Source organism: Bacillus sp. FDAARGOS_1420, from assembly GCF_019344915.1.
GTDB lineage: Bacteria > Bacillota > Bacilli > Bacillales > Bacillaceae_G > Bacillus_A > Bacillus_A mycoides.
Map to the genome: position 1 here is coordinate 2,045,300 of NZ_JAHWJB010000002.1, position 14,314 is coordinate 2,059,613.

The window sequence follows — 14,314 nt, forward strand, 5'->3', positions numbered from 1 at the left end:
CCTTTAATTGTACAGATATATCATCTCCTGTAATCGTTTTTTATATTTATTTAGGAATGAATGTTCATTCCTGTCCTTATAAAGCTATAGAATCAAATGATTCTAATAGCATTCCAAGAGCTCTCTTCCAATTCTTTTACTAATTCTTTTGAGTATTCTAATTGCCCTGTCGCCATTACTTTTATTAATTTTTCAAGCGGTTGATATACAATAATAATTAAAGCAATTATAGGCAATGGACGAAGAAAACCTTTTTCGATTCCATCTTCAATAATATTCATAAAGAAGCCTATAAAATCGTCAAATATTTTCTTACTCTGTTCATCAAGAAAATAACTATCACAGTGAGAATTTGTAAAAAGAAAAGCATCCACATTGTTTCTCGCAAATTCAAATAAACGGTTATACGTATGACTAAACTGTTCTCGAATATTTGCTTCAACAGGAAAATCAGTTTTTATTGTTTCAGATAGCTGTAGCATGCTTTTTGAAAATAATGAGTTAACGAGTGCCTCTTTATTTTCAAAATAGCGATAAATAGTACCCGCGCCGACATTTGCTTTTTCAGCGATCATCGGAATTGTCGTACCATCGTAACCACGCTCTGCGAAAAGTTTTATAGCAGCATCAAAAATATCCTCTTGCTTATTTTTAGCCATTTTTCTCACCTCAATTTTCAGGAATGAAAATTCATTCCGTTTATAATTATAAATTACAAGGATTAAAAGTCAAGTGTGTAAATACGCTATTGAAGCATTTATCAAATAACACACTCAATTAAGATATTAATACATTTTTTGCGTTATCCCATCAAAAAATTTCTTTGTATCATCATGACTTAAAACCCTCAATACACCTTGTATCTTAAAAAATTGAACTTGACTTATTTCATTATCTTTTGGATGTAAATCTATTCTGTCACCTATATATTCTACATAAAACATAGTAGTTTCTTGCTCTTCATATCCAATTTTCATTTTGAGCTCTTCAGGAAAGCCAAAGCAAATTTTATCTTCAAATTGTTTTATAACTTTAAACTTTGTAGATCCAGTTTCTTCTTCCAGCTCTCTCAAAATAGCACTCTCTAAATCATTATCTGTATGTTTCACTCCACCTTTAGGAAAATCCCATTCCCCCTTTGACATAGCATATTCTCCATCTATGTCGCTAATTTTCACCTTATGTACCAATAAAAATTCACTGTGTTGGAATACGACCGCACCTACGGCTTGCCTAATCATTTTACTTTTCCTCCTAAAACAATGATTTCACTCTATTAAATAGAAAAGTACTATAATAAAAAGTTTATCATTATAGTACTTTGTTACTCATACATAGCACATGACATTAATTAAAAGAAATCATAAATAAACGGCTTACGCACCGGCACTACATTCTCAAATGCACGTATCTCCTCTTCGCTACCGCTTATTAAGTCTATTTCATTTAATTCTAGCGGTCGCTTGTAACCAAACATAATAGTAGATAACGCATTAATATCGATTTGAATTCCATTTTCTTTTGCTGTTTCTTCTTTAACGATTGTTATTTCATTATTTTTAAGTTGAACCGTCACGTTATTCCACGATGCAAATGAATCTGTAATATGTAAAATTACTTCTTGCTCTTCGTTGTTCCAGTTCCATTCATATTGTTTGAAAAACTGTTCTACATCTACAATTCTTCCCATGAAATATGGAGTTACTTCTGCTTTTACTCGTGGTTCTTGTAATGTGTAAAGAAGTGGTTCTGTCTCACTTAGTATCATTTCTAGATTTTTAATCATAGAATCATGTTGGCAGATGAAGTTCCAAAGACCAATTCTTGCTTCATTATGTAATGGGACAAATTCTTCTACTTTCATTTTAGAATTCTCTATTTTGTATAAAATGTAACCAGCCGCCGTTTTATTTTCATCATAGTAAACTGCCAATGTTAAATCATGATACACCGCTTGTAGCCACCATTTACGTCCGCGAACTAACATACCAGAAAATCGTTCTGCAAATGTTTCATATAGATTCTCTACTTCTTCTGGATGATTATCTTTACTAAAACGTTTCACTGTACCATTCACTTGTTTTTTTATTATTAAATCGCTCTTTGTCATCTGACATACGATTCGATTCGCACAAAGTTCCCAGCCATATTTACGATAAAATGAAACGGCAAATGGATGTAACATCGATACACTATATCCATCTCTTTTCATAGTTTGTAGTGAATGCTGAAGTAACTCTTTTACATATCCACTTCTTCTATATTCCGGATACGTCGCTACCCCCGCAACGCCGCCCATTTTAAACTTTTCTTTTCCTATGTAAATATGAAAAGGAATTAAGTGCAACTTTGCAGCTAACTCTTCTCCTTCCATAATACCGTATATTTGATGGCTTTCCTTCATTCGTGTAATTTGCTGCTCTACTCGTTCTTCATCTGCTTTATATTGAAAAGCATATTCTGATAAACGTAATGCTTCTCTAAACTTATCTTCTTTTAATTGTATAACGTTCATATATTTCTCCTCCATTCCTCGTTTGAATTATATCATAATTCAAACTATTATAGTTCGGTAAGTGAAATTACGAGGATGTTTCAACAAAAGGTATCGATTTAGAAACACTCTAACATAAAAGCTCTTTTCAACTGCTTTCTATTGGCGGCATAAGAATATTAAACACCTTGCGTTCTCTTGGGTTTGCGAAGCTAAGAGGTACCATTGAAAGTGATGAAACTTATGACAACGGCAACATTACGGGCATAAAAAAAACCAGTTGATTGAGAGAAACTGGTTCAATAAAGGTTTTATATTGGATATTCATTCAACCAAATTAATGCTTGTTCATAATCATCGAAAAATTTTACGGATTCTTTTGTATTGGATTGTTGTAAATAATTCATTATCTCCCCTTCTTCAAGGAGAAACGCAATTGCCTTACTGTGATTCAAAATGTTTTCATTGAAGAACTTATCTTTCCATGCTTTTTGAACAGAAAAATGATCTGGCGTGTATCCTTTTCTATCCACCAACAATTTGTATTTCCGACCCTCGGAAATGAATTGCTGACAAACCTGCTCGAAGCCATTAAACCATTCATAAACATCAGCTGTATTAATCTTGCCAATTAGATGGGTAACAATTAAATCCCCTGAAACTGTTGTGCTGATATTCTGTTTACTCAACTTGGAATCCTCTCCCTTAGTTACAATTATGCGTAAAAATCTCATAAAATCAATAAAGATAAAATTCTTACACAATAAAGCAACATTATTTACGAAAAAAGCCAACATAAAAAAGCAGATACATTGCATATCTGCTTCTCATCACTTTATTTAGCTAACGTTTGTAGTTCTTCAAAAAATGTAGGATATGATACACCTACTGCTTCTGCATCTTCAATTGTTGTTTCTCCCTCAGCAATACAGCCGGCAATCGCAAGCATCATTCCAATGCGGTGATCACCATGACTATGTACTGTAGTTCCTTTTAGCTTACATTTACCGTAAATAATCATTCCGTCATCGGTCGCTTCAATACGAGCTCCTAGTTTCGTTAGTTCAGCAACGACTGTATCAATACGGTTCGTTTCTTTTACTTTTAATTCGTGTGCATCTTTAATGACTGTAATTCCATCTGCTTGTGTTGCTGCTAAAGCGATAATTGGGATTTCATCAATCAGTCGTGGAATGATATCACCACCGATTTCGATTCCTTTCAGCGGGGATGTTTCAATTGTAATATTTGCAGCAGGTTCTGATGCTCCTTCGTTAATCTGCTCTACAGTAAACGTAGCGCCCATTTTCTCAAGAACATCAATAATACCTGTACGAGTCGGATTCATTCCCACATTTTGTAATAGTAGTTTACTATTTGGGATAATTGCACCCGCTACTAAGAAAAATGCCGCTGATGATACGTCACCTGGCACATGAACGTCTGTTGCTGTTAACTTCTGTCCACCCGCTAGTTTTACAGTTTTCCCCACGCGAGTTACCTTTACACCGAACGCTTCAAGCATTCTTTCCGTATGGTCGCGGGAAATATGTGGTTCTGTAACAGTTGTTACACCTTCTGCACGAAGTCCTGCAAGTAAAATAGCTGACTTTACCTGTGCGCTTGCTACAGGTGAAGTGTACTCAATTGCTTTTAAATCTCCGCCACGTATTGTGAGCGGCGTAAATGTTCCTTCTTTTCGGCCATCAATTTTTGCGCCCATTTGTTTTAATGGATTTGTAACACGTTTCATCGGTCTTTTTGCGATAGACGCATCACCTTGTACGCAAGAGAAAAATGGTGTGTTAGCCAAAATCCCTGACATTAATCGGATCGTTGTACCAGAATTACCAACATCTAATACAGCTTTTGGCTCTTGCAAACCTTCTAATCCTTTTCCAATTACCGTAACTTCGTCTCTATTTTGTGTAATCTCTACTCCCATTTCTTTAAAACAAGAAATAGTACTTAAACAATCCGCACCAGGAAGAAATCCTTTAATTGTTGTTTTACCTTCCGCGATTGCGCCAAACATGACAGCGCGATGGGAAATTGATTTATCTCCAGGGATTGTAATTGTGCCATTCAATCCGTTATTTACAGTTTGTACTCTTTTTTCTTTCACGTTGTCACCCTCCTCATTAAATTGTTTCATACGTTTGGTATTCTTCTTTTCCGAGCGCAATTTTTGCCTGCGTTCGATCCTCTTCTCTTTGGAAACTAATTCGTAAAACTCCGAGCAATCCTTCTCGCGCTTCTAATATTTGCAAGTTCGTAATACTAATTTCTTCTTCTGCTAGAATGCTCGTGATATGGGCTAATGCCCCTACTTTATCTAAAACGTCGACGTATAAGTCGTGATAGGCAGGAATCGCCCCTCTTTTTCGAACTGGTAAAGAGTCACGATATTCTTTCGCATCTGCAAAATAACTTTGTATTTCTCCTGCATCTCCTTTAGAAACCGTCTTATATAGCTCTTCCATTTCTGAAATCCATTCTTCTAATAGTTCCAATAAATGCCCGCGATTTTGCTTTACGATATCACTCCACATTTTCGGACTACTTGATGCAATACGTGTTATATCTTTAAATCCGCCTGCCGCTAGTTGATGAATAAGCGGATTATCACCAGCATGTTTCTCAACTTGTTTTACTAATCCTGCTGCAATTAGGTGCGGAAAATGACTAACTATTCCTGTTATATAATCATGTTCTTTTGTATTTAATACAAGAAAATGAGAGCCTGTTCCTTTTAACCATTCTTTTAGCTCGTCTACTTGATCCGCCTGTACGTGATTCATTGGCGTTAAAATGTAAAATGCGTTTTCAAAAAGGTGTGCTTTTGCACTTTCAACTCCAGTTTTATGAGAACCTGCCATTGGATGTCCACCAATAAAAGAAACTTCCTTTGAAAATAAAGCTTCCGCTTCGTTCATAATCGTTCCTTTTGTACTACCAACATCGGTCACTATAACATCTTCTCGTAAATGAAATGATGCAAGTTTGTGTAACAACTTTTTCGTTTCTTCAACTGGAGAGGCAAATACAATTAAATTTGCCTCCTCACATGCACGCTGCAAATCTACTGCTACTTCATCAACTACATGTAATTCTTTTGCGTGCTCTACTTGCTCTTTAAATATGTCATAACCGATAATCGTTACATCGTGCTCTTTTTTAATCGCTAATGCAAGAGAGCCTCCTATTAATCCAGTACCGATTAATAATACCTTTTTACACATTTGCCTCATCTCGAGACTTACCTTTTTTATTTTCAAAGTGTTGTTTTAACACTGAAATCACTCCTTCATTTTGTTCCCTAGTTCCGATTGTAATACGGACACCATTTGGGAACGGACGAATAATAAATCCTGAGTGTGCACAAGCTTCATAAATCTCTCCCCCATTATCTACTGGTAAGAAGATGAAGTTTGTTTGCGACGGATAAAATGGAATTTCATTTTCCGTACAAAAACTCTCGTATTGTTGTAATCCCTCTGTATTAACACGTACAATTTCTTCAATAAATGCTGCATCGTTAAAAGCAATCGTCGCTGCTTTTTGCGCTAATGAAGATACGTTAAATGGCAAACGTACGACATTTAATTTCTCGATTAACTCTTCCTGTCCAATCGCATAACCAACGCGGAAAGAAGCTAATCCGTACGCTTTAGAAAACGTTCTAAGTACAAGAATGTTGTTATGTTTTTCTAAAAGCGGTAATGTCTCAGGGAAATCTTTTGCTGTTACGTATTCATAGTACGCTTCATCAATGACAATTAACGTATTTTCACTAATGCTTTCAATGAATTGAGTCAATTTTCGCTCATTCACATATGTGCCTGTCGGGTTGTTCGGATTACAAATCCATACGATTTTTGTATGTTCATCAACTGCTGAAGAAATTTCATCTAGATCATATACACCGTTCTTTAAAGCAATTTCTTTCACTTCACAGCCTTCAATAATTGCATGATGACGGTACTGTGGGAATGTTGCACCAGCCGTAACAATATTATCTCCTTTACATAGTACTGCACGGCTGATAATTTGAATTACTTCATCAAGACCACTACCACAAAGCACTTGTTCCATTTGAACTTGTAATTTCTCTGCGATAGTTTGACGGAGTACTTCAGCACCTCCGTCAGGATATAAAGCATGTTCCTCCCACGATTTTTGTAATTCTCCTAAAACACGAGGTGAACAGCCAAATGGATTTTCATTTGATGCTAACTTAACAAATGAATGATTCCCGTATACTTCTTTCATTTGCTCTGGTGATTTACCTGGTTTATACGGTTGTAATGATGATAGTTGATCTTTTACTCGCATGTTAAATCCACCTTTTCATTAAAATTCTTTTGCGTATTTGTTATGTTGCGAAATATTTTGTTTTAGTAATTCCATGCGATCTTTTCCGAATTGCTCGACTAGTGCACCGGCAAGTTCCCATGCAACGACAGCTTCAGCTACAACACCTGCTGCTGGTACTGCACAGCTATCAGATCTTTCAATACTCGCTTGGAACGCTTCTTTCGTATCAATATCTACGCTTGCTAACGGTTTATATAATGTAGGAATTGGCTTCATTACGCCTCTTACGACAATTGGCATACCTGTTGTCATACCGCCTTCTAAACCGCCGGCATTATTCGTATTTCTCGTGTATCCTTTTTCTTCATCCCATAAAATTTCATCGTGCACTTTACTTCCTGGCTGTCTTGCCGCTTCAAAACCAATTCCGATCTCAGCACCTTTAAATGCATTCACGCTCATAATAGCACCGGCAAGTTTTGCATCTAATTTGCGGTCGTAATGAACGTAGCTACCAACTCCAATTGGCATTCCTTCTGCAATGACTTCGACAATACCGCCTATAGAATCTCCGCTACTTTTCGCATCATCAATCGCATTCATCATCTCTTGTTCTACTTCTTTATCTAAACATCGAACAGGTGAGTTTTCAGTTATCGTTTGAATTTCTTCAATTGGTAAGTTTGAAATACGCTTCGCTTGTACCCCACCAATTTCAAGAACATGCCCTGCAATTTCCACGCCTAATTCTTTCAAAATTTGTTTCGCAACTGCACCAGCAGCAACACGAACTGTCGTTTCTCTTGCAGAAGAGCGCTCTAATACGTTTCTTATATCACGATGGCCGTATTTAATTGCCCCGTTTAAATCCGCATGTCCTGGACGTGGTTTCGTTATAGTACGTTTCATTTCTTTACTTTCTTGCTCCGAAATTGGTTCAGCACCCATTACTTTCGTCCAATGTTTGAAATCATCATTTTTTACGATTAACGTAATTGGTGAACCAAGTGTCATTCCGTGACGTACACCACTTGCAATTTCAACTGTATCTGTTTCAATTTGCATGCGTCTTCCGCGCCCATGCCCTTTTTGTCTTCTTAATAATTCTTTATTAATATGTTCCGCTGTTAATGTTAAACCTGCTGGTACACCTTCTAAAATAACTGTTAACTGCGGCCCATGTGATTCTCCAGCTGTAATGTATCTCATTTCTCTTGCCCCTTTACTATTTTTTTGTACAAAAAAGTCCCTACTGAGCGCTCAGTAGGGACGATGTTTATCGCGGTACCACCCTAGTTGTAGACTTCTTTCGTCTACCTCTCTTCTTCTTTAACGATCGTTTGACCGTCTTTCTCTCCAAAAGTTGGCGGGAAAGATGCTCCAAGGCTGTAATTCATGCTTACCTTTGTACTGATTCACACCGGCCATCAGCTCTCTTTAACAGTGAGATAAGCACTACTGTTTCCTCTTCAGCGCATTTATGATATGGAATTAAGATAATTTATTTTTGAAACCTTTTAACTCATCCATGAATCTATGGAATTCTGGAATATCCATTTGTTGCGCAGAATCTGATAACGCAACTGCTGGGTCTGGATGTACTTCCGCCATTACTGCATCTGCTCCAATTGCAAGTGCCGCTTTCGCTGTTGGTAATAATAAATCTCTACGTCCTGTTGAATGTGTTACGTCAACGATAACTGGTAAATGTGTTTCTTTCTTTAAAATCGGTACTGCTGAAATATCTAATGTGTTACGTGTCGCTCTCTCGTATGTGCGAATACCGCGCTCACAAAGAATAATTTGGTCATTACCTTGTGCAATAATGTATTCCGCTGCATTAATGAACTCATCAATTGTTGCTGCTAACCCACGTTTTAGTAATACTGGCTTGTTAACTTTACCTACAGCTCGTAGTAAATCGAAGTTTTGCATGTTACGTGCTCCAACTTGAATTACATCAACGTATTCTAGCGCCATTTCTACGTCATTCGGATTTAAAATTTCACTAATAATCGCTAAGTCGAACTCATCTGCTACTTGTCGTAAAATTTGTAAACCTTCTACTCCCAAACCTTGGAAATCGTATGGAGATGTTCTCGGTTTGAAAGCACCGCCGCGCATTAATTTAAGTCCTTGATCTTTCATCGCTTGCCCTACTTGGCGAACTTGCTCTAAACTTTCTACCGCACAAGGTCCCATAATGAACGTTTGTGTTCCGTTTCCAATCAATTCACCTTTAACATTAACAATTGTATTTTCTTTTTTCTTTTTACGTGAAACTAGTAATGCTTTACGGTTATCATCTTCTTGCAATTCTAAGCTAGCTTTGAAAATCGTTTTGAAAATATGTTGAATCGTTGACGTTTCGAATGGTCCTTCGTTATGCTCTGCAAGCATATCAAGTACTTCACGCTCACGTACTGGATCAAAGCGTTTCGTACCTTGTACTTGTTTTTGCTCTCCAATTTTTTGAACGATTTCACCGCGTTTGTTTAATAGGTGTAATAATTGTAAGTTAATTTCATCTACCTGTTTACGTAATTGATCTAATTCGTGATTTGCCATTTGGAAATCCTCCTCTAATGTTTTAAAAGTATAGTAAGAGAATAAAAAATTCTCTATTTTCTGAACTGGTTAATTATACAAATTTAAAGTGGAATCGATACCTCTTCTTATTTTAAACTAATAATTACCATAAAGACACTAACTACTAGTTAATAAGCCACTTTTTTGTACAAAAAAGCCCTACTGATTCAATCAGTAGGGACGATATTTATCGCGGTACCACCCTAGTTGTAGACTTATTTCGTCTACCTCTCTTCATTGTTAACGATCAATGTGACCGTCTTTCCCTTCATAAAGATACATATCTTTACTACGAAAAAGATGCTCCAGGACTGTAATTCGCTCTTGTTTTTGTACTGGTTCGCACCAACCACCAGCTCTCTGTTACAGGGAAACAACAACTACTTCTTTTCCTTTCAACGCGTGACTATTTTATTTTCAAGTTGGACCACTAAAATACAAAAAGTCCCTACTGAATAAATCAGTAGGGACGATATTTATCGCGGTACCACCCTAGTTGTAGACTAACTTTCCGTCTACCTCTCTTCACTGTTAACGATCAATTGACCGCTTTTCCTTCATAAAGACAATACTATCTTTACTACGAAAAAGATGCTCCAAGACTGTAATTCATGATTATCCCTGTACTGGTTCACACCAACCACCAGCTCTCTGTTACAGTAAGACTAACCACTACTGTGATCTCTTCATTGCACTTTGTTTATTCAAATGTGTTTGAAATTGAATAAGTATGATTCGTATTATAGAACGCTTTTCAAAACACTGTCAATAACTTTTTATATATTTTTTTAAAATTCCACTTCCGCCCTATGATTCCTCTTGTAAATTCTCCGTTACGATTCCGATGCGAATTATTTCATTTTCTATTAAATTTAATACATGTCTTTCTACTTCATACCTGGTTAATAGTTCTTTTATTTGTATGATCTCACTTTCAAGTAAATCGGCTTCTTGACACGTCTGAAGTAAAGTGAAAAACACATTTGCATACAATTCTTTATACGCTTTCATACGCTCTTTCTTTTCAAGTATCTCTATAAACAACTGTTTCATTTCTTCTTGATTAGATTGTCCTTCCACACCTTGAAATTTACTAGAAATAATATTTAATCCTTTTTCTAAAACCTCATCCATGCATAAAACAATACGTAAAAGCATCATATATTCTCTCGTTGTTATTACGCCCATTTTCGGACGTTCTCTTAAAAACACACTAAGCCACGCTGTCCAAAATTTTTGTTGTTCCTTACCACTTAACGTTTTTACGTAGTAGCATAAATACTGCATAAATTTAATTTTATTCTCTTCGTTTTCTTGCATCAAAAGTGGATATAACCAATCTGTTTTTTGCTCCCAATATAATACGCATTTAATAAATACAAAGCTAAGCCATTTTAAAAATGCTTCTCTCGTATATGGATGTAGTGCATCTAAATGTTCTACTGCATACTTAATATATCGTCTTATTTCTGTAAACAAAGGTAGATTAATTTGCGTATAACATAATCCCGCCCACGCATATTTCGTAAGCTCACTTTCTTTCTTTAAATCTAAGTAAGGTAATACATTTTTCCGACACCATTGCTTCTCAATATGGTATAAAAACGTAATATCTGCTGTTAAACGCGCAAACATGAAGTTCGTTCTTTCCGAAGTAACCCTTACCTGCTCCTCAAATAAAAATAAATATTCATACACGTTGCGATCGTATAAATGATCATATGCTAACAGTTTTAGTAATACAGCAGTCATCTTCCCAACAGGATGCTGAATAGATTCATTGTAAAACTCTTGTTTTCCAATCTTAAAATCCGATTCCCCTCTCATAACTTGTGGAAGTACAGAAAAAGCAAAGCGTTTTACAATCCTTATACTATTTTCATCTAACTCTTCTAATCGATTACTAATTTCATATAGAAAACTACTAATTAACCAATGAAAAGCAGTATTTCTAATAAATTTCTGCAATAACGGAATGATTTTTTGAATTTGTTCATTCGCCAAATTCCGGTTATTTCGCCACTCTCTAATACATACAAACCATACTTCATTACTAATTTCGTGCACGCCTACTAGTTGATAAGCAAACGAAATACTCCACTCTACATTCAATTTACACGCTTTTGATAACATCTCTAAAAAATGGCGTTGTTCAAAAACACCGTCTCTTGAAAATTGCCGAACTTGCTCCATTATTTCATCGTCTTTCAGCTGCAGTAATCCATCAGCTGTTACATTGCATGTAATACGTTGTTCATTTGCCTCTTTCTTTGGAACACTGTATAGATCTGAAGAAAAATGGGGGTGTTTCTGTTTCATTAGCTCGTATCCTTCCGCCGTACACTTACTATTCGAATCACACGTGAATAGTAAGTCTAATACAAGACAAGCATCAAACGCCCTCTCTTCTGCAAGATACTCTAATACATGTTGAATTACTTCTTCTTTCGTTTCCTCTAAAGCATCTGCGTAATAATTCTTTAAAAGTTGAAACACTTCATGTTTACATGTGAAATCTAACAGAACATCCACATGTAACAACCACTTCAGTTTGTCATCCGCTGTAACGAATACATTATTAATCATTGCTTCAATTGCAATTCGCTTTTGAAGTACACTATCAGTTTCTATCATTTCTGTAATATAATGATTTGCTTTTTTCTCATTGTTTTCACATAAATATGTAAGACACTCTTTTACAATTTGAATTAAAAATGTAAAATCATTTTGCTGTAACTCCTGCTCTGAAATTTCTCTATCTCTTCTTTTCAGTGCATTTTGTCTTAATGACAATAGTTGTATCTTTTCTAACCCTGTAACCATAATCGGATTTGCGTAGTAAGCGATATGAGGTCTCATTTTCTCTTTCCAAATTCGCTCCACATGAGAAAAAATAGGCATCGGTATACGACTCGATTCCTCGAGTTCAATCGACTCTTGCGTATCATTTCCCCATCTTCTTACACGCTTCAATTTAAGTTTCCCATCTAAAATAAACGTTAATAGCAACAAGCCAATTTCTTTATGCTCAGGGAAAGAACATTTTTGCAATAAATATGTGATCATTTCAATAGAGCTACTATCTTTCTCTGCTGTTTCTAATAAAAGCAATGTCCATCTTGCAAACAACAAAGGGTCCATCGTTTCTTTCGTTTCGTTTAAGTAAGTACAAATTGTTCGCCACCATAACGGGGATATTTTAGAATGATTTTTAAAAATCAATTGAAATAGTTCTTTTTGATGACTAAATAGAAATTGCTCCACCAACCATTCCGCAAGCAATTCATCTACTTCATCATAATTTGCTGTAAGCAGAAATAAATTTCTTAGTTTCCCTTCTGCTTCAAGCCATTCCACCCATTCATAATCACGAGCAAATTCAACGAAGTACCGAACGGTTTCAATTTTTTTTATTGACTGTTTTATATAGGATAATTGCTCCTGCTCTACTGATGGAGGAACGGTTACAATATCACGAATACGCATTCTTTTCGTAATATAATTATCCCCCATTAATTCCGCCCACCGCTTCACCGCTTTCACAAGCGCCTGATGATTATTTGCTTTATTCGGATACACAATCGGTCTTATCCCTAAATGCTCCCAATGATATGTATTATCACCTTGTGCGACGAAAGCATAACGCCTTGTACTCGGTGGTAAGCCTGTTGCTAAATATTTCATTACAGGATCATTATGACTATACCCAACGAATAAAACAGTGTAATTTGAGAATAAATCAACTAAAAATCGTCTCGCCCATCCTTCGGTTAAGTAAGCCCTTCCAAAATCACCATCCGTTAAAATTAAAGCTTCTTTCTCTTGTTCTACATTCCCATGTATGTAAGCCAACCCTTTAAACGCTCTCCCTGTCGGTAAAGCAGGTGCATAATAAATATTCAGCTCTCTATTCATTTCTGTAATTACAGACGTAAAATGTTGATCAAAGTTTGTCGTTACAATTCGAACATCCGTATCTAACGGAAACAGCCTTGGAATCGCATAGTGTAATGGATTTGGTTTTGATTTTTCTATATTAACGAGGTCTCTTGCAACTTGATGCACATCTTTCGTTTTCGCAATTTTACCGAGATAATAATCGTGGGGTTCTGTCATCTCACGCCTTTCGACATATAAAGCTTTCGAAATTTCATCAACTAAATCATCGAAATTCGGTAAGTTTGATTTCCCCTTCATAGAAACTCCTGCTCCAACGAATAATACTAACTTACCTTGTTCAAGGTGATCGATTAACTCATCTGGAATTTCTACTTCTGAAGTTATCCACATCCCGGATTCCCCCTTACCTAAAAATGTCATACGCTCTCATTTCACTATAACATTTTTTAATTGTTTTTTTAATATTTAGATAAAATTTCAGCATGATAAAGTTTTATATAAATTAAACCGTTCCAATGTATGAACTCCTGAATTTATTGTAAAACTATGTATAAATGGGAGGTGTAAATATTGAGTGATATTACTGTAATACTTATCAAATTTATATCATGCATCATCGCTTTTAGTATCGGACTAGCTCTATTTTTCCCAGCAACGCTCGTTCAAATCATTTCTTTTAGTCTCTTCGTCACAATCGTTTCTTATATGTTTGTTGATAAAATTATTTTAAATCGAATTGGCAATTCCGCTGCCATTATGACGGATTTCTTACTTGCGTATTTAAGCGTTTGGATTTTTGGTAATATTTTATTAGACAACTACATGCAAATTGCATGGGGCAGTATCCTTTCTGCCATCGTCTTTACATTATCAGAAGTAATCGTCCATCGCTTTTCTAATTCCCACACAAGGCACAGCAATGATAACATTCGAATTAATCGCCGGTTTGCATATGGCACGGAGTTTGCTGAAGAACAGAATGTGTTGGATAAAGATAAGAAGAAATAAAACCAT

At 35.9% G+C, this 14,314-nt stretch carries 11 protein-coding genes and 3 other annotated features; of the genes, 1 reads left to right on the forward strand and 10 read right to left on the reverse strand.

Translation table 11 applies throughout. From position 1 onward, the window contains the following. Positions 1–92 precede the first annotated feature (92 nt). The 10 genes from I6L50_RS20760 to I6L50_RS20805 form a co-directional block, all read right to left on the reverse strand. A complete protein-coding gene (locus tag I6L50_RS20760; protein ID WP_002013443.1) occupies positions 93–659 on the reverse strand; it encodes a TetR/AcrR family transcriptional regulator in 567 nt (188 codons plus the stop codon). Positions 660–785: 126 nt separating this feature from the next. Beyond that, complete coding sequence (locus I6L50_RS20765; RefSeq protein ID WP_219302776.1) at positions 786–1,241, reverse strand: NUDIX domain-containing protein; 456 nt, start codon at positions 1,239–1,241, stop codon at positions 786–788. 110 nt (positions 1,242–1,351) lie between these two features. Further along, positions 1,352–2,515: a GNAT family N-acetyltransferase gene (locus I6L50_RS20770; RefSeq protein WP_219302778.1), complete on the reverse strand. Its 1,164-nt coding sequence runs from the start codon at positions 2,513–2,515 to the stop codon at positions 1,352–1,354. A gap of 290 nt (positions 2,516–2,805) precedes the next feature. Further along, positions 2,806–3,312: an STAS/SEC14 domain-containing protein gene (locus I6L50_RS20775; protein WP_219302780.1), complete on the reverse strand. Its 507-nt coding sequence runs from the start codon at positions 3,310–3,312 to the stop codon at positions 2,806–2,808. Positions 3,313–3,329: 17 nt separating this feature from the next. Beyond that, the gene (aroA, locus tag I6L50_RS20780) at positions 3,330–4,619 is read right to left on the reverse strand and encodes a 3-phosphoshikimate 1-carboxyvinyltransferase (protein WP_219302783.1); all 1,290 of its coding nucleotides are present in this window, start codon (positions 4,617–4,619) and stop codon (positions 3,330–3,332) included. A 16-nt stretch (positions 4,620–4,635) separates the two neighbouring features. Beyond that, positions 4,636–5,736, reverse strand: a complete 1,101-nt coding sequence (gene tyrA, locus I6L50_RS20785) for a prephenate dehydrogenase (protein ID WP_219302785.1) — start codon at positions 5,734–5,736, stop codon at positions 4,636–4,638. Beyond that, entirely contained in the window at positions 5,729–6,829 is a 1,101-nt protein-coding gene (gene hisC / locus I6L50_RS20790) for a histidinol-phosphate transaminase (protein ID WP_002136935.1), read from the reverse strand. The genes tyrA and hisC overlap by 8 nt, the downstream gene beginning before the upstream one ends. An 18-nt stretch (positions 6,830–6,847) precedes the next feature. Continuing rightward, a complete protein-coding gene (gene aroC, locus I6L50_RS20795) occupies positions 6,848–8,020 on the reverse strand; it encodes a chorismate synthase (RefSeq protein ID WP_002013434.1) in 1,173 nt (390 codons plus the stop codon). Between the two features lie 53 nt (positions 8,021–8,073). After that, positions 8,074–8,293: a binding site (T-box leader), on the reverse strand. A 9-nt stretch (positions 8,294–8,302) separates the two neighbouring features. Then, positions 8,303–9,379, reverse strand: a complete 1,077-nt coding sequence (locus I6L50_RS20800) for a bifunctional 3-deoxy-7-phosphoheptulonate synthase/chorismate mutase (RefSeq protein ID WP_002013433.1) — start codon at positions 9,377–9,379, stop codon at positions 8,303–8,305. Between the two features lie 194 nt (positions 9,380–9,573). Then, positions 9,574–9,808: a binding site (T-box leader), on the reverse strand. Between the two features lie 54 nt (positions 9,809–9,862). Further along, positions 9,863–10,099 (reverse strand) — a binding site (T-box leader). A gap of 108 nt (positions 10,100–10,207) precedes the next feature. Then, the gene (locus I6L50_RS20805; RefSeq protein ID WP_219302787.1) at positions 10,208–13,720 is read right to left on the reverse strand and encodes a DUF4020 domain-containing protein; all 3,513 of its coding nucleotides are present in this window, start codon (positions 13,718–13,720) and stop codon (positions 10,208–10,210) included. 150 nt (positions 13,721–13,870) lie between these two features. Between I6L50_RS20805 and I6L50_RS20810 the strand changes: the two genes are divergently transcribed. Next, positions 13,871–14,308: a YndM family protein gene (locus I6L50_RS20810; RefSeq protein ID WP_219302789.1), complete on the forward strand. Its 438-nt coding sequence runs from the start codon at positions 13,871–13,873 to the stop codon at positions 14,306–14,308. The last annotated feature ends 6 nt before the right edge of the window (positions 14,309–14,314 follow it).